The following is a 16,185-nucleotide window of genomic DNA, read 5'->3' on the forward strand; positions in this document are numbered from 1 at the left end:
CCCAATGATTTTATTCCAGGATCATATTTGAACTTTGCTTTTTATTTTCAGGAACAACAGCAATTTTCCCCGGTTTTCCTCTCACAATGCAACCTTTTAAAACCTTTGCTCCGGAGCATATGATTGCATTTTCAACAACTGCGTCATCTTCAATAAAGCTGTTGCTGAGAATTACCGAGTTGATAACTTTTGCGTTTTTACCAACATATACATTGTAGGACAGAACCGAGTTATACACCTCACCCCAGATGCTGCAACCCTCAACTATCATTGATTTTTTCACATTTGCACCCGGTGCTATGTACTGGGGAGGATACGCGATTGATGAAGTGTATATCTTGTACTCATCATTGTAAAGGTCCAGGTAGCAGCCGGGAGCATCTACGGGGCAGCTTTCATTCAAAAGGTCCATGTTTGCCTCCCAGTATGACTCAACTGTTCCGACATCCTTCCAGTAGCCTCTGAAAGGATACGCAAACATCCTTTCGCCAGCTTTTAACATCTTTGGGATAATATTTTTGCCAAAGTCATGTGCAGAGCTTTCATCTTTTGCATCTTCTTTTAGATATTTTTTAAGTTTTTCCCAGTTGAAAATATAAATTCCCATAGATGCAAGGTTATTTTTTGGATGTTTTGGCTTTTCTTCAAATTCATAAATTCTATTATCTTCATTTGTGTTCATGATACCAAACCTTGAGGCTTCTTGTATGGGCACCTCGATACATGCAATTGTCACATCAGCCTTTTTCTCTTTGTGAAATTTGAACATATCCTGATAGTTCATGGTATAGATGTGGTCGCCTGAGAGCACCAGAAGATACTCCGGTGAAAAAAGCTCAACAAAATTCATGTTCTGGTAGATTGCATCTGCAGTTCCTTTGTACCAGTTTCCTCCACTGTCGTTTGTATGAGGAGGCAGGATGTAAACACCACCTTTGCTTCTGTCAAGGTCCCATGCCGTCCCGATTCCGATGTGACAGTGCAGAGTAAATGGCTGATACTGTGTCAGAACACCAACAACGTCAATGGATGAGTTTGTACAGTTGCTGAGTGTAAAATCTATTATTCTGTACTTTCCTCCAAACTCCACAGCCGGCTTTGCATTGGTCTTTGTAAGTTCTTTTAATCTGCTTCCCTGACCACCTGCCAGGACCATTGCTATTATTTCACGCTTTAAGCCGTTCATACTGGAAAATCACCTCTTTACTAATTGACAGTTTAAAAATCAGAATTTTTTTGGTTTGTTTCTTGAAAAATCTCAATCGGTTTGAATATAAGGCACGAAAGAGCAGGGAGTCTAAATTCAATGCACTGCTCATAGCCGTGCCATGTCTCATCCTGAGTTTTCAATTTTTCCGGGTTTAATATATTATTACCCCCAAATTCAGCTTTATCACTGTTAAAAACTTCTAAATACAAACCTTTTCTGGGCACACCAATTTTATAACTTTCATATGAAGCAAGTCCAAAGTTACAAATTACAACAAGAAAATCATCGGGGTCTTTTGAGAATCTCACATATGAAATGACACTCTGCTGCCAGTTATGAACATCTATCCATCTAAAACCCTCCATTTTATGGTCAAGCTCCCAAAGGGCTTTGTTTTCCAAATAGAATCTGTTTAAGCTTTTAACATAGTGTTGAAGCATTCTGTGCATGGGATAGTCCAGCAAAAGCCAGTCCAAAGATGCGTAAAATCTCCATTCTATGAACTGACCGAACTCACCACCCATGAAAAGAAGTTTTTTGCCCGGGTGTGTGTACATATACCCGTAAAGAAGCCTTAAATTTGCAAACTTCTGATTGTAGTCCCCCGGCATTTTGTCAAGAAGTGATTTTTTTCCGTGCACAACCTCATCGTGCGAAAATGGCAGGATGAAATTCTCTGAAAATGCATACATAATAGAAAATGTCAGAAGGTTGTGATGATGTTTTCTTTCATCCGGATGGAATTTCATGTATTTTAGAGTGTCATTCATCCACCCCATATTCCACTTATAGTTGAATCCCAGACCACCATCATGGGTTGGATATGTAACAAGCGGAAAGGCAGTAGATTCTTCAGCAATCATCAGAACATTTGGATATTTTGAAAATATTGCTTTGTTCAGTTTTTTGATAAACTCTATTCCTTCCAAATTCTCATGTCCACCATACCTGTTTTTTTGATTGTTGTTCATGTAAATTATGTGCGAGACTGCATCAACCCTTATTCCGTCAATGTGATACACATCAAACCAGAACATTGCACTTGAGATTAAAAAACTTTGTACCTGAGGTTTTGAGTAGTCAAATGTGGCTGTGCCCCATGTATAGTTTTCTCTCAAAAGCTCATCTTCATATTCGTACAGAAATGTCCCGTCAAACCTGTAAAGCCCGTGTTCGTCCTTGCAAAAGTGGGCAGGCACCCAGTCCACAATCACACCAATTCCATTTTGATGCATAAAATCCACAAAGTACATAACATCCTCGGGTGTTCCATATCGCGATGTCACAGAAAAGTATCCAGTTGGCTGGTATCCCCATGACATGTCAAGAGGATGTTCCAGAACCGGCAAAAGCTCAATGTGTGTATAGTTCATTTCTTTGAGATAATCAACAAGCATATGGGCAAGTTCGCGGTAGTTATAAAATTCTCCTGCCTGTTCTATAGTGCCATCCTTTTTCATCTTCCATGATGCAAGATGCACCTCATATATGTTGATAGGTTTGTCATAAGGAGGTGTGGTTTTCCTTTTTTCCATCCACTCTTTGTCGTGCCATTCGTAGTCCGGAATGTTTTTGACAATCGATGCTGTGTTGGGTCGAAGTTCGGAGTATATTGCATAGGGGTCTGCTTTTAAAACTCTCTTTCCATCAGCACCTATTATTTCATATTTGTAAAGCTCACCTTCCATAAGCCCTTCAACAAACAGCCACCAGAACCCGCTGCCATATACCCTCATCATTTTGTGATTTTCGCCACGCCAGTTATTGAAATCACCCACAACAGATACACTTTTAGCATTCGGTGCCCAGACACAAAAAATGGTTCCAAGCTTTCCTCTGTAATTTACAACCCTGCTTCCCAAGAATTTGTAACTTTCAAAATGCTCGCCTGCTTCAAATTTTTTGATATCAGATAAGTATATTGTAGAATTAACTCTTTTAATCATTTATACAATACCTCCGGGAGTTGAGATTTGATATGTGAGAATTAAATTTGCACAAAACCAAAAAAAATTTAAACACAAATTCAAATAGTAAAACTGCAAAAAATATATTGTTATTGATTATAAAAAAAGTACAAAACACAATTTGATTATAACATTAATGTAAAATTAAAGCAATAAGAAATTTCTTTCCTGTATAATTATTTACCCGTTATTGTAAAAAGGATAAACATGATATAATTATTTTTAAGTGAAACTTAAAACTAATTATAATTGAGAGGGAAACTTGTATGGACGAATGTCTTCACAAAGGGCATAGAGAAAGGATAAAAAGGAGATTTGTTGAGCAGGGTCTTGATGGATTTGAAGATCATCAGGTTTTGGAGCTTTTATTGTTTTTCAGCATTCCTAGAAAAGACACAAATGAGATAGCACACAGGTTAATTTCTACCTTTGGAAGTATTTCGAATGTATTTGAAGCTCATCCAGAAGAACTTCAAAAGGTAGAGGGAGTTGGAGAAAACTCTGCCATTTTAATCTCTCTTATATCCCAGATAGCAAGAAGATACCTTGCCGATAAGGCAAAAAAGACCTTTCAGCTTAAAAATGTAGAAGTGGCAGCGGAGTACATAAAAAGTCTGTTTGTGGGAAGAAAAAACGAGGTATTCTATGTGATATGCTTGGATACCCAGCTAAATGTTATTCATTCTGTGCCGCTTTTTGAAGGAACAGTAAAAGAAGCTGTTGTGTACCCAAGAAAGGTTGTAGAGTGTGTTATACGCTACAGTGCAAGCAGTGTGATTTTAGCTCACAATCACCCGGGCGGTTCTGTAAAGCCTTCCATGGATGATATCAGAACAACTCAAAAGATTGTAAATGCTCTTTCAACCATAGATGTTGCTGTAAACGACCATTTTATTGTGGCAAAAGATAAATACTACAGCTTTGCTCAAAATGGAATGCTTCCACAGCCACAGGTTTAAAATGAGGGCTTGGACATTTAATCATTAAAAAAGCAAACCCTCAATATAGTTAAAAATTACTTTTAAACCTTTTTGAGGGTTTGCTAGGCTATTTGTTTTGCATAAATTAACTTACAGGTTAAATTTCATTAATATTCCTCATCAAGTTTGCCATCTCAAGTGCAGAAAGTCCTGCATCAAAGCCTTTGTTACCTGCCTTTGTGCCAGATCTTTCGATTGCCTGGTCGACTGTGTCACATGTCAGAACGCCAAAGATTACAGGTATCTCCTGCTCCAAAGATACATTTGCAACACCTTTTGAAACCTCAGCACTCACATATTCAAAATGGGGAGTTGCCCCACGAATAACTGCACCAAGTGCAATTATTGCACTGTATTTTTTGGACTTTGCAAGCTTTTTAGCGGCAAGAGGTATTTCAAAGGCGCCGGGGACATAGAAAACTTCAATGTCCTCATCCAGAACACCATGACGCTTCAGTGCATCCAAACACCCTTTCAGTAGCTCATCTGTTATGAATGAGTTGAACCTTGAAACTACAACCGCAAATTTCAAGCCCTCACCGTGATAGCTTCCTTCATAGATTTTCAACCTTATCAACTCCTTTTACACCGATTTTATGTCCTTTCTTTGTTATCTTTGAGTATATATAGTTTTTGTTATAAATGTTAAGTTTAATGGGAATATTTATCTGATTAACAACTTCAATCCCTGCCTCACTTAATGAAGAGATTTTTTCAGGGTTGGAAGTTGCCAGATTGATTTTTGTTATACCAAAGTATTTCAATATTTGGATGGCATCAAAGTAATCTCTCAGGTCATCTTCAAATCCCAGGATGTTATTTGCTTCATAGGTATCAAAGCCCTGTTCCTGCAAGGAGTAAGCCCTGATTTTATTTGCAAACCCTATTCCTCGTCCTTCCTGGTCAAGATATATAAGCATACAGTTTTTGTTGCCTGCCATATACTCCATGAAAAACTCAAGTTGCTGGTGACAGTCACAGCGGAGTGAATGAAATATATCCCCTGTCCTGCAGCTTGAATGAATTCTCACATTTACAATACCACCCGGGTTAAAACTTTTGTTTACAACTACTGCATGTTCTTTTTGTGTATAGGGGTTTTTAAAAGCAAAAATTTTAAAATGGCCGTATTCTGTTGGAAGGTCTGCTTCAGCTTCCTTTGTAATTACAATTTTGCTCAGCAAAATATACTTTTCAATTTCTTCAATTGTGGTTACAGGGATGTCAAATCTTTTTGCAAGATCCTTTACATACTCTTTATTATGACTGTCACCATTTTCGTCCAGAATCTCTATCATCAAAGCTGCCGGAAAAAGCTCTGAAAGCTTGCAAAGATCAATAGCCGCCTCTGTATGTCCTTTTCTTTCCAGAACTCCACCTTCTTTTGCAACAACAGGGCTCACATGTCCGGGGGTTTTGAAATCGGAAGGCAGTGAAAAGGGGTTTGCAAGCTCCTTTACAGTTTTGCTTCTTTCCTCTGCGCTGATACCCGTTTTTGTATCTTTGTGATCCACTGTTACAGTGAAAGTGCAGGAGTTCTGGATGTTATATGGTACGTACAAATTCAGGCGCTTTTGCACATCCGGGTTTATCGCAACGCAAAACATTCCCCTCGCATAGTTCAGTGTGAAACTTACCTTTTGCGGTGTTGAAAATTGTGCCGGCAAAATCAAATCTGCCTCATCTTCTCGTTTTTTGCTGTCAAATACAATAACAAAGTCGCCTCTTTTGAGTCTTTCAATAATTTCTTTCAATCTTTATCACCTCAAATTCTCTTTCACAATCTTTGCAATGTAATCAAACTCGATGTTCACAAAATCACCTGCTTTTTTAAAGCTTAGCGTTGTATTTTGAATAGTGTGAGGTATTAAAGAGATAGTAAAATATGTGTCAAAGACATCGACAACTGTGAGAGAAATTCCATCAATTGCAATTGATCCTTTTCTTACAACAAGCCCTTTAAAATTCTCATAAGGCTTTATTCCAATTATTTGGGACTTTCCCTGAATCTTTTGCAGATATATTGACCCAATACAATCAACATGCCCCAGGACAATATGCCCGCCAATTCTGTCGCAGAGTCTCATTGCGCTCTGGAGGTTTACATACATTCCTTCTTTTAAAAACCTGAGAGTTGTTCTGTTCATTGTTTCAGGCGAGATATCAAATTCAAACCTGTTTTCAAGGATATTTGTTATAGTCAAACACACGCCATCGATTGCAATGCTATCTCCAATGCTGCCGGTTATCTTTTTTGTCTCCACTTTCAGCTTTACAATGTCACCGAGTTTTTTAAGTTCTACAACTTTTCCAATCTCTTCTACAATGCCACTAAACATAACTGATATCTCCTTCAATTAGAGTGCTGTTTTTAAACCGGGTAATCTTGACATTGGAAAGTTTGGGATAAGAATTCAGAAAACCTTCACCATCAACACTGGTTTTTGTGGCTTTGCCTCCTATGAAAGTGTGGAAAACAAAGGAATACCAGTAATCAGCAAGTCCTTCTTTCAGGAGGGAAAAATTCAGATTACCACCGCCCTCAACCAGAATGGAGGCAATTTTTTCTTTTGCAAGTTTTGAAAGAGCATCTCTGAGGTCCATTCCATTTTCACTTTCATCTGCTTCAATAAGTTTTATACCGCTCTGGGAAAGAATTTTTATCTTTTCCTCATTCTTCTTGGAATACACAACAAAGGTTTGATAATCCTTTGCTGTCTCAACAATTTTAGAATTAGTTGGTATTTTCAGATTTGTGTCAATGACAACTCTTGCAGGCTGTCTTATTATTTTCCCAAAGCGTGCGTTTAGCATGGGGTTGTCAGTAATTACTGTGTTTGCAGAAACCAGGACCGCCATGTACTTTTGACGCAGAAGGTGAACAAAATCATTTTCTTCTTCTGTGTTAAATGAAAATCTTTCACCGCCCGGGCTTGCAATTTTACCATCAAGGCTCTGGGCAACCTTTACTGCAATATATGGAAGGTTTGTCTTTATGAATTTGAAAAAATCCTTGTTAAGAAGGATGGCTTCGTTTTCCAGAATTCCAACAATAACCTCAATTCCAGCACTTTTTAGTCTTGCAATCCCTTTTCCATTGACAAGGGGGTTGGGGTCCTTTGTGGCAACCACAACCTTTTTGATCCCGCTTCTCACTATTGCCTCTGTGCACGGTGGCTGCTTGCCATAATGTGAGCATGGCTCTAAGGTGACGTACATTGTGGCATTTTTCAAAGAGTATCCGTTTTTAATTGCATCTTCAATTGCCAGAACCTCTGCGTGCCTGTCACCATATCTTTGATGAAAGCCCCTGCCAATAATGGTGCCATTTTTGACAATAACACATCCAACCCTTGGATTTGGCAGTACAAAATATTCACCCTGTTTTGCAAGCTCAAGCGCTACGTTCATATAGTAACTATGCGAAAGGCACCTCAATATCTCACTCCTTTCCTGAAAAGGTTTTATAAAAAGCTTTGATTAAAAACTCAAAGCCCCGAAGGTATTTACACCTTCGGGGCTTTTCAACTCACATTTAAAAGTGTGATGTATAATTTTCCAATATACATCCACTCCTTCTCCCATCCGGACTTTAACCGTTGGCACCGGAATTTCACCGGTTCTGCAAAAGCTAAGCTTAGCTTTTGCTCGCGGGCTGTTACCGCCAGTGGGGAATTTCACCCCGCCCCGAAGGATGGACTTTATGTATTCATTATTGAGTTTTATTTACTTCATTATATTCACAATTGAAAAAAAGTTCAAGATAAATTTTAAATAAACTTGGACAATCAGGTTAAATATTTTTATTGAATAAGGTTGATAAAATGTGATATAGTTATAAAAAGGAAGCATAGAAATCGCTTACAGCTCAATTGATAAAGAGAATAAACTAAAGAAGGAGGGTAATAATAAAATTGCCATCAATTGAAGATGTTGCAAAAAAGGCTGGTGTTTCAAAAGCCACAGTTTCAAGAGTTTTGAACAACAGTGCCAATGTTTCAGAGAAAAAAAGAAAGGCTGTGCTTGATGCGATCAAAGCTTTGAATTACACTCCAAATGTCACAGCAAAGAATCTGGCTAAAAGAAAGACAGACACTATTGGGATTATAATCCAATCACTGGGTGGCTGGTTTTACGGTGAGGTTGTTTATCTTCTCAACAATTACATATCAAAACAGGGCTATGGTGCAATATTTTGTCAGATTTCAGATAATATAGACTATTTTAGATTCCTTGTTGGAAGGGTTGATGGAATAATTGTATTTGGCTACAAAACTATTAACAGGGAGTCATTGAGGCTTTTAAAAGCCAACAATGTGCCGGTTGTACTTGCAGAGAATAACACCGAATATTCAGATGTGCCACGCATAAATGTAAACAACTTTCAGGGCGGCTACATAGCAACAAAGTATCTGATAGACAGAGGTTGTAAAAAGATTGCTCATATTTTAGGACCTTCGGAGTCGTTTGAAAGTCTTGCAAGATTTGAAGGGTATAAAATGGCATTGAGCGATGCCGGGATTGAATTTGACCCAAGACTATGTATTGAAGGAGATTTCATGTTTCAAAAAGCATATGAAAATGTTAAAAAAATTGTTCTGGCTCAGGAAGTTGATGGGATATTTGCATCAAACGACCTTATGGCGTATGCAAGCATATATGCTTTAAATGAGATGGACATTGAGGTTCCCCAGCAGGTAAAAGTTGTTGGCTTTGACGATGTGGATATATTTGGGTTGAGACTTAGCAAGATGCCAAAGCTCACAACAGTTCGTCAACCAATTGATTTGATGGTAAAAACTGCCTGTGATGTTCTTTTTGACAAAATAAATAACCCTGAGAAGAAATTTGAAAGCGAGTATGTGCTGGATACTCAGCTGGTTGTGAGAGAGTCTGCTTAAAAAGAATTATTTCGAAAAAGGGGAGGTTCGACGAGATGTACTTTATTGGAATTGATGTTGGCACATCAGGCACAAAGACTATTTTGACAGACTCAAAAGGGAACATCCTGGCTACAGCTACTTTTGAGTATCCTCTTTATCAGCCACAGATAGGCTGGGCAGAGCAAAATCCTGAAGACTGGTGGGATGCAAGCGTAAAGGGTATTAGGGCTGTGCTTGAAAAGTCAAAGGTGGACCCGAAGGAGGTTAAGGCAGTAGGGCTCACCGGGCAGATGCACGGGCTTGTTATGCTCGACAAAAGCTACAATGTTATAAGACCATCAATTATCTGGTGTGACCAGCGAACAGCAAAAGAATGCGATGAGATAACAGAAAGAGTTGGCAAGGAAAGACTTGTAGAAATAACAGCAAACCCTGCCCTGACAGGTTTTACAGCGTCAAAGATTTTGTGGGTGCGAAACAACGAACCGCAGAGCTATGAAAGGGTATACAAAATTTTACTTCCCAAAGACTATATAAGATTTAAGCTCACAGGCGAGTTTGCAACAGATGTGTCCGATGCGTCCGGTATGCAGCTTCTGGATATAAAAAACAGGTGCTGGTCGGATGAGGTGCTTCAAAAGCTTGAGATAGATAAAGACCTGCTTGGCAGGGTGTATGAATCCCCTGAAGTGACGGGCACAGTGTCAGAAGAGGCGAGCAGAATAACAGGGCTTGCAAAAGGAACACTGGTTGTTGCCGGTGGTGGAGACCAGGCAGCGGGTGCGGTTGGAAATGGCATAGTAAAAACAGGTGTGGTATCATCTACAATAGGCTCATCCGGTGTTGTCTTTGCACACTTAGATGACTTTAGAATTGACCCCCAGGGAAGAGTTCACACATTTTGTCATGCAGTGCCCGGCAAGTGGCATGTAATGGGTGTTACCCAGGGTGCAGGGCTTTCTTTGAAGTGGTTCAGGGATAATTTTGCACACATTGAAAAAGCTGCTTTTGAGTTCATAGACAAAGATCCATATATTTTAATGGACCAGGAGGCAGAGCTTGCAAGCCCCGGTGCAGACGGACTTGTATTTTTGCCATACCTCATGGGTGAAAGAACACCAATCCTGGATCCATTTGCAAAAGGTATATTCTTTGGGGTTACTGCAAAGCATACACGAAGAGAATTTATAAGGGCTGTGATGGAAGGCGTGGTATTTTCTCTTAAGAACTGTCTTGACATTCTGGTTGAAATGGGCATTGATATTAGAGAAATAAGAGTTTCGGGTGGTGGAGCAAAGAGCAGGCTATGGAAACAGATGCAGGCAGATATATTTGAAATGGATGTGTGGACATTAAATTCAAAGGAAGGTCCTGCATTTGGTGCGGCAATTCTGGCAGCAGTCGGTGCAGGTGAATATTCTTCTGTTGAAGAGGCTTGTGATACAATGATACTAAAAATTGATGTTTGCAAGCCAAATCAGGAGTTATTTGGTGTTTACAGAAAGGCTTACAATCTGTACAACAGTATATATCCGCGCATAAAGGATTTGTTTAGAATGTAGCTAATTGGCTTTGTGTTGAAAAAAGATTGAACAGAAAGTCAAAAAAGGGGGCTTTTAAGCCCTCTTTTTTGCTATTTTCGTAAAAGGAGTTTTGCAAGATTTGTCGAAATTAATAGTTGTGTAAGTTTTTTTTGACAGGAGGTACGCAACAGTTGAAACAGCAAAGGAAGCTGCTAAGACATTTTCTTGAGTTTCTGGTGGTTGTCCTTATTTTCGTTTCGCTGAGCAGTCAAATCATCAGGGTTTTATTTAAGTTGAAAAATCCAGCACTTGATTATCTTCAGCTTGCTACCCTTTCTTTTGCCATGGTTTTCTTTTCTGTTTTCTACCTAATTAGATATAGCAGTATTTTGAAACAGTATCGACTTTCAGAAAAGAAACAAAAACTAATTATCAGTAAACTAAAGGCAGAAAAAGAAACTATTGAAAGAGGATATATTAACAGCATTCAGATGACAAAAGAGATGACAGGTATTGTAAAAAGGCTTATTGATACACAAAAAATGCTCAGACAGAAGAATGAGTGGCTAAAGAGCTTTTTTGAGCTTTCGACAAAAATTTTGAGTCTTTCTGAGGTTTATGAGATAGTTAAACTGGTTGGTAGTTTTGAAGGCGAAAATTTAAAATTTTTACGGATAAGTGTATATTTCAACAATCAGGACGATGAATTAAAACGGTTGTATCACTTTGGGAGGGAAGATGTTGATGAAGAGGTGCTTTTTAAAAAGGCAAAGGAGGATATAAATATTGCGTATAAAGTAGAAGAAAAAGATAATATAATCAAACTTTCAATTCCAATAATTTCGGAAGACAGATGCGAAGGGGTTTGCTTTTATGTGCTGAAGTGCAGTTTTTTGGAAAAGGAAGATATGAGTTACTATGTTAGTATATGTAATTTTATAACAATATCAATTAAAAATTCGATTTATTATTCAGATTTGAAAAAGCAAAAAATAGAACTGGAAAATTTGTATGAAAAAAGTACATACATGAATGAGAAGCTTAAAGAAACCATCGAAGAGTTGAATAAATCCAAGATTGAGCTTGAGAAGAAAAATGCCGAGATAGAAAAATTCTTTTATGAGACAATTCTTTGCCTGTCAAAGGCAATAGAGTACAAAGATATGTACACAAAGGGGCACTGTGAACGTGTTCAATCTATAGCTTTAAAGATTGCAGATGAGCTTGGTCTTACGGAGGATGAGAAGGATGTTTTAAAATTTGCATGTCTTCTTCATGACATTGGAAAGATTGGTATCAAAGAAGAGATATTGAATAAAAAAGAGCCTCTGCTTCCCCAGGAGTACGAGGAGATAAAAAAGCATCCACTGATTGGTTACAATATTTTGAAAGATCTGGATTTTATGCAAAGGATACAGAAGGTTATCCTGCAGCATCATGAAAGGGTAGATGGGAAGGGTTATCCATACGGTTTAAAGGATGATGAGATTGATCTTTTAGCAAAGATAATTTCTGTTGCCGATGCGTATGATGCTATGACATCTGACAGACCCTATCGCAAAGCTTTCAGTAAAACTGAGGCGTTGAATGAGCTTCAAAGATGTTCAGGAAGCCAGTTTGACAGAAATATTGTAAAAAAACTTCTTGATTTAGCACAAAAAGGAATGGTGATGTTTTTATAGAAAGATGGTTTTAAGTGTGATAAAATTATCTGAGATAATGTTAAAATGGAGTTATAATGCGGGATGTACAAAGCAATCCTGGCTATAAAAAATCAAAAGCTGTTTGCTGTTGTGAAAAATACGTTAACAGAAAATGGATATTCAATTGCAGATACGGCTTTGGACTTTTCTGACTGTCTTAGAAAAATCAGAGTATTAAAACCCGATGTATTGATAATGGAATATGGATTTAGTGTGGGAAGTATGGTTGAAATTATAAATATTCTCAGGGATGACAGGATATGTCCCACTATTATTCTGGCAAACCAGGCTCAGAAATCGAGTATAGAAAGTGTGATACTTGAGGATGATGAATTCAATGTATTTTTGTACAGTCCATTTAACAGAGGAGCTTTCATATCCTTTGTTGAGACGGTAATTAAAAGCTGGGTGAAACTCAGAAGATTAGAAGAGCATATAAAAAAACTGCAGGACGATTTGGAGACAAGAAAGCTTGTTGAAAGGGCGAAAGGGATTTTGATGAAAGAGCTAAAGCTTGATGAGGAACTTGCAATGAGAAGGCTTCAGAAGCTCAGCATGGACCACCAGATGCCTATTAAAGAAGTTGCAAGAAGAATCATAGAATGGAAAATGAGCAATAATAAGTAGGTTTTTTTAGGAAGAAAGATGAGGGTATTGGTTTTTGGTGGGTTTGATTTCAAAAATTCACAGCTTTATGTTGTGAGCAGCTACCTGGAAGTATTGCTGAGCTTAGATGCAAAGGTTATTATTTTCCCACTGAGCATTTCTGCAAAGGAGAGGATTGGGGAATACATAAATGATTGTGACTGTGTACTTTTCTGTGGAGGAGGAGATGTGCACCCCAGGTTTTATGGAAAAGATCCAGAAAGAGGAATAAAAAAGATAAACCCTCTTCGGGATGAGATAGAGATTGAAGCGATGAAGCTTTCGTACGAGCAAAACAAAAGAGTTCTGGCAATATGCAGAGGTATTCAGGTGATGAATGTTGCTTTTGGTGGAGCACTAAAGCAGGACATTGACAGAGAAGGCTATATAAGCCACTTTCAGGACATGGATGGAATGTATGGTTATCACAGGGTAGAAATTAGAGGGAAAATCTTGAAAGATATTTTTGGATGCGAAGAGATTTTGGTCAACTCATTTCATCATCAGGCAATTGATATTAAAGCTTCAGATTTTTCGGTTGAGGCTGTGGCAAAGGACGGTGTAATAGAGGCTATCTCAAGAGATGACAGAGACTTTTTTGTGGGCGTGCAGTGGCATCCTGAACTTATGTACATTCGGGATTGTTTGTAATTTGAACTTTTCAAAAGATTTGTTGGAGAGTGAGCAGAAAATGAATTTTCAGAAGGTTTCAGAAGTTCTGCTTAAATACAGCGGAAAAATAATATACTCTATTGCTATAATAATAGCTGGGTTTGTTATTTTGAAAGTTGCAAACAGAATGCTTGAAAGGTGGAAAAATAGAGAGAAAAGCACGGTGATTCCATTCAATCAAAAACGAATAGACACTCTTGCGGCACTTTTTAAGAGTATTGTAAAATACACTATATACTTTATTGTTATTGTACTCATACTTGAAAATTTTAACATATCAATCAAGACAATACTTGCAGTTGCCGGAATTGGAGGTTTGGCAATAGGTTTTGGTGCACAGAGTCTTATCCGTGATGTTATAGCAGGGCTTTTTCTGATAATTGAAGATCAGCTATCTGTTGGTGACTATGTGACAATTGACGGACGAAGTGGGACTGTTAAGGAGATGGGGATTAAAACCATCAAGATTCAGGATTTCAACGGCTCAATCCATATTATACCAAATGGTTCAATAGGTGCTATCACAAACTGGTCAAGGCATAATTCAAAAGCAATTGTTGATGTGAAGTTAAATACAAAAATGAACTATGACGAGGTTTCTCAGAAACTAAAAGAGGTATTTGAAGAGATTGAAAAAGAGTTTAAAGATGACATTGTAACCCCACCTCAGATTCTGGGCATTGTTGATACTAACTGGATAGAGTATACCCTGAGAATAGTAACAGAGACAAAGCCTTTAAAGCACTGGGATGTTGAAAGAGAAATGAGAAAGAAGATTATAGAAAAGCTATTTTTAAACTGATTTTTGTTGTTTTAACATAAACTTTCGGAAAGGGGAATAGCAGGGAAGATGAAAGTGTCTGAGCTTTTCATGCCGACAATGAAGGAAACACCTTCTGATGCTGAGATAGAGTCACATAAACTTATGCTTCGCTCAGGTTTTATGAGGCAGCTCTCATCGGGTATTTATGTATACCTTCCGCTTGGATACAGAGTTTTGAGAAAGATTGAAAATATTGTCCGTGAAGAGATGGACAGAAGCGGTGCTCAGGAAGTTCACATGTCAGCTCTTATGCCCAGGGAGCTGTGGGAAGAGTCGGGCAGGTGGGCAGTTTTCGGACCGGAGATGTTCAGGATAAAAGACAGAAATGAAAGAGAGTACTGCTTAGGACCTACCCATGAAGAGGCTTTCACTTACATTGTCAGAAATGAGATTACATCATACAGGGATCTGCCAAAGATACTGTACCAGATACAGACAAAGTTCAGAGATGAGAGAAGACCAAGGTTTGGTGTTATGCGATGTAGGGAGTTTACAATGAAAGATGCATATTCTTTTGACATAGATGAAAAAGGCCTGGATATATCTTATAGAAAGATGTACGATGCATATGTGAGAATCTTCAAAAGGTGCGGGCTTGATGTAAAGATTGTTGAGGCAGACACCGGTGCAATGGGTGGAGCAAGCTCACATGAGTTCATGGTGCCATCTTCTGTCGGTGAGGCTGAGATTGCTTACTGCAAGGCGTGTGGCTATGCGGCAAACCTGGAAAAGGCAGAGTGTCTGGATGAGCCTTTTGAAACTGCTGAAAAGATGGAGCAGATTCAAGAGGTCTTTACACCGGATGTCAGGACAATTGAAGAGCTTGTGAGCTTTCTTGGGATAGAAGCAAAAAGGTTTGTAAAGACAATGATATACAGAGCAGATGATAGATTTGTTGCTGTTTTGGTCAGGGGCGACAGAGAAGTCAATGAGACAAAGCTCAAAAACCTTTTGAAGGTGACAGAGCTTGAGCTGGCAGGTGCTGAGGATGTTGAGAGAATAACAGGTGCAAAGGTTGGGTTTGCAGGACCTGTTGGACTTTCAATTGATGTGTATGCCGACAATGAAGTAAAATATCTTAAAAACTTTGTGGTGGGTGCAAACAAAACAAATTATCATCTTAAAAATGTCAATCTCAATGATTTTGAGGTCAAACAGTTTGCTGATTTGAGAAACATAACACCCGATGATTTGTGTCCAAAGTGTCGCTCTCAAAAAGTGACAATTGAAAGGGGAATTGAGGTAGGGCATATATTCAAGCTTGGCACAAAGTACACAGAAGCTTTTAACTGCGTATATACAGACGAAAAAGGCGAGAAGAAGCTTATGATTATGGGCTGTTATGGGATTGGAATCAACAGGACTGCTGCTGCTATAATTGAGCAGATGCATGATGAAGACGGGATAATCTGGCCAATCACAGTTGCACCTTACGAGGTGATTGTGGTGCCTGTAAATGTGAAAGATCAGCAGCAAAGCAGTGTGGCATTTGAAATTTATAAAGCTTTGCAGCAGGAAGGCGTTGAGGTGCTGATTGACGACAGAGACGAAAGAGCCGGTGTTAAGTTCAAGGATGCAGACCTTATAGGGATTCCTTTTAAAGTAACAGTTGGCAAGAAGGTAACAGAAGGGAAGATAGAGGTCAGAAACAGAAGGACAAAAGAAGTGGTTGAGATTGATATGGAAAATGCAGTTGAGGCTATTGTAAATCTAATAAAAAAGGAAAAGGCACAGTATGAAGTTTAAATTGCAAACCATTTTGTCCTGGCTTTAAAAGGA

14 protein-coding genes and 1 riboswitch are annotated in these 16,185 nt (G+C 38.5%); of the genes, 8 read left to right on the forward strand and 6 right to left on the reverse strand.

Going from position 1 to position 16,185, the window contains the following annotated elements; genetic code table 11:
• Positions 1-10: 10 nt before the first annotated feature.
• Complete coding sequence (locus OTK00_RS02460) at positions 11-1,186, reverse strand: glucose-1-phosphate adenylyltransferase (protein WP_045170376.1); 1,176 nt, start codon at positions 1,184-1,186, stop codon at positions 11-13.
• 32 nt (positions 1,187-1,218) lie between these two features.
• Positions 1,219-3,156 carry a 1,4-alpha-glucan branching protein GlgB gene (gene glgB / locus OTK00_RS02465; RefSeq protein ID WP_045170375.1) on the reverse strand — a complete coding sequence of 646 codons (1,938 nt, stop codon included), beginning with the start codon at positions 3,154-3,156 and terminating at the stop codon, positions 1,219-1,221.
• A 287-nt stretch (positions 3,157-3,443) separates the two neighbouring features.
• Between glgB and radC the strand changes: the two genes are divergently transcribed.
• Positions 3,444-4,136, forward strand: coding sequence for a RadC family protein (radC, locus tag OTK00_RS02470; protein WP_045170374.1), 693 nt, complete (start codon positions 3,444-3,446; stop codon positions 4,134-4,136).
• Positions 4,137-4,254: 118 nt separating this feature from the next.
• Here radC and ribH read toward each other — a convergent pair whose 3' ends face one another.
• Genes ribH through ribD form a run of 4 tightly spaced genes read right to left on the reverse strand, consistent with a single transcriptional unit; the run spans position 4,255 to position 7,595 of the window.
• On the reverse strand, positions 4,255-4,725 hold the full coding sequence (gene ribH / locus OTK00_RS02475) for a 6,7-dimethyl-8-ribityllumazine synthase (protein ID WP_045170373.1): 471 nt from the start codon (positions 4,723-4,725) through the stop codon (positions 4,255-4,257).
• Positions 4,712-5,911: a 3,4-dihydroxy-2-butanone-4-phosphate synthase gene (gene ribB / locus OTK00_RS02480; protein ID WP_045170372.1), complete on the reverse strand. Its 1,200-nt coding sequence runs from the start codon at positions 5,909-5,911 to the stop codon at positions 4,712-4,714. The genes ribH and ribB overlap by 14 nt, the downstream gene beginning before the upstream one ends.
• A gap of 6 nt (positions 5,912-5,917) precedes the next feature.
• Complete coding sequence (locus OTK00_RS02485; RefSeq protein ID WP_045170371.1) at positions 5,918-6,496, reverse strand: riboflavin synthase; 579 nt, start codon at positions 6,494-6,496, stop codon at positions 5,918-5,920.
• Positions 6,489-7,595 carry a bifunctional diaminohydroxyphosphoribosylaminopyrimidine deaminase/5-amino-6-(5-phosphoribosylamino)uracil reductase RibD gene (gene ribD, locus OTK00_RS02490; protein WP_052670945.1) on the reverse strand — a complete coding sequence of 369 codons (1,107 nt, stop codon included), beginning with the start codon at positions 7,593-7,595 and terminating at the stop codon, positions 6,489-6,491. Before ribD ends, OTK00_RS02485 begins: the two co-directional genes overlap by 8 nt.
• A gap of 131 nt (positions 7,596-7,726) precedes the next feature.
• A riboswitch (FMN riboswitch) is annotated at positions 7,727-7,856 on the reverse strand.
• A gap of 215 nt (positions 7,857-8,071) precedes the next feature.
• On the opposite strand from ribD, the gene OTK00_RS02495 reads away from it, so the two are divergent.
• The 7 genes from OTK00_RS02495 to OTK00_RS02525 all read left to right on the forward strand — a co-directional run bounded on the left by OTK00_RS02495 (position 8,072) and on the right by OTK00_RS02525 (position 16,152).
• The gene (locus tag OTK00_RS02495; RefSeq protein WP_045170369.1) at positions 8,072-9,058 is read left to right on the forward strand and encodes a LacI family DNA-binding transcriptional regulator; all 987 of its coding nucleotides are present in this window, start codon (positions 8,072-8,074) and stop codon (positions 9,056-9,058) included.
• A gap of 35 nt (positions 9,059-9,093) precedes the next feature.
• Positions 9,094-10,602, forward strand: a complete 1,509-nt coding sequence (xylB, locus tag OTK00_RS02500) for a xylulokinase (protein ID WP_045170368.1) — start codon at positions 9,094-9,096, stop codon at positions 10,600-10,602.
• 152 nt (positions 10,603-10,754) lie between these two features.
• Entirely contained in the window at positions 10,755-12,245 is a 1,491-nt protein-coding gene (locus OTK00_RS02505; protein WP_045170367.1) for an HD-GYP domain-containing protein, read from the forward strand.
• 63 nt (positions 12,246-12,308) lie between these two features.
• Entirely contained in the window at positions 12,309-12,893 is a 585-nt protein-coding gene (locus tag OTK00_RS02510) for an ANTAR domain-containing response regulator (RefSeq protein WP_045170366.1), read from the forward strand.
• 18 nt (positions 12,894-12,911) lie between these two features.
• Positions 12,912-13,562: a gamma-glutamyl-gamma-aminobutyrate hydrolase family protein gene (locus OTK00_RS02515; protein ID WP_045170365.1), complete on the forward strand. Its 651-nt coding sequence runs from the start codon at positions 12,912-12,914 to the stop codon at positions 13,560-13,562.
• Between the two features lie 40 nt (positions 13,563-13,602).
• On the forward strand, positions 13,603-14,385 hold the full coding sequence (locus OTK00_RS02520; protein ID WP_045170530.1) for a mechanosensitive ion channel family protein: 783 nt from the start codon (positions 13,603-13,605) through the stop codon (positions 14,383-14,385).
• A gap of 48 nt (positions 14,386-14,433) precedes the next feature.
• Complete coding sequence (locus OTK00_RS02525) at positions 14,434-16,152, forward strand: proline--tRNA ligase (RefSeq protein ID WP_045170364.1); 1,719 nt, start codon at positions 14,434-14,436, stop codon at positions 16,150-16,152.
• The last annotated feature ends 33 nt before the right edge of the window (positions 16,153-16,185 follow it).

It is taken from the genome of Caldicellulosiruptor morganii, assembly GCF_026810225.1.
Classification (GTDB): Bacteria; Bacillota; Thermoanaerobacteria; order Caldicellulosiruptorales; family Caldicellulosiruptoraceae; genus Caldicellulosiruptor; species Caldicellulosiruptor morganii.

What these genes read in the sequence shown, in the direction of transcription:
- OTK00_RS02460 (WP_045170376.1), bottom strand. Translation starts at nt 1,186, where the DNA reads ATGAACGGCTTAAAGCGTGAAATAATAGCAATGGTCCTGGCAGGTGGT.
- OTK00_RS02485 (WP_045170371.1), bottom strand. Translation starts at nt 6,496, where the DNA reads ATGTTTAGTGGCATTGTAGAAGAGATTGGAAAAGTTGTAGAACTTAAA.
- glgB (WP_045170375.1), bottom strand. Translation starts at nt 3,156, where the DNA reads ATGATTAAAAGAGTTAATTCTACAATATACTTATCTGATATCAAAAAA.
- OTK00_RS02510 (WP_045170366.1), top strand. Translation starts at nt 12,309, where the DNA reads ATGTACAAAGCAATCCTGGCTATAAAAAATCAAAAGCTGTTTGCTGTT.
- OTK00_RS02525 (WP_045170364.1), top strand. Translation starts at nt 14,434, where the DNA reads ATGAAAGTGTCTGAGCTTTTCATGCCGACAATGAAGGAAACACCTTCT.
- OTK00_RS02515 (WP_045170365.1), top strand. Translation starts at nt 12,912, where the DNA reads ATGAGGGTATTGGTTTTTGGTGGGTTTGATTTCAAAAATTCACAGCTT.
- OTK00_RS02520 (WP_045170530.1), top strand. Translation starts at nt 13,603, where the DNA reads ATGAATTTTCAGAAGGTTTCAGAAGTTCTGCTTAAATACAGCGGAAAA.
- radC (WP_045170374.1), top strand. Translation starts at nt 3,444, where the DNA reads ATGGACGAATGTCTTCACAAAGGGCATAGAGAAAGGATAAAAAGGAGA.
- xylB (WP_045170368.1), top strand. Translation starts at nt 9,094, where the DNA reads ATGTACTTTATTGGAATTGATGTTGGCACATCAGGCACAAAGACTATT.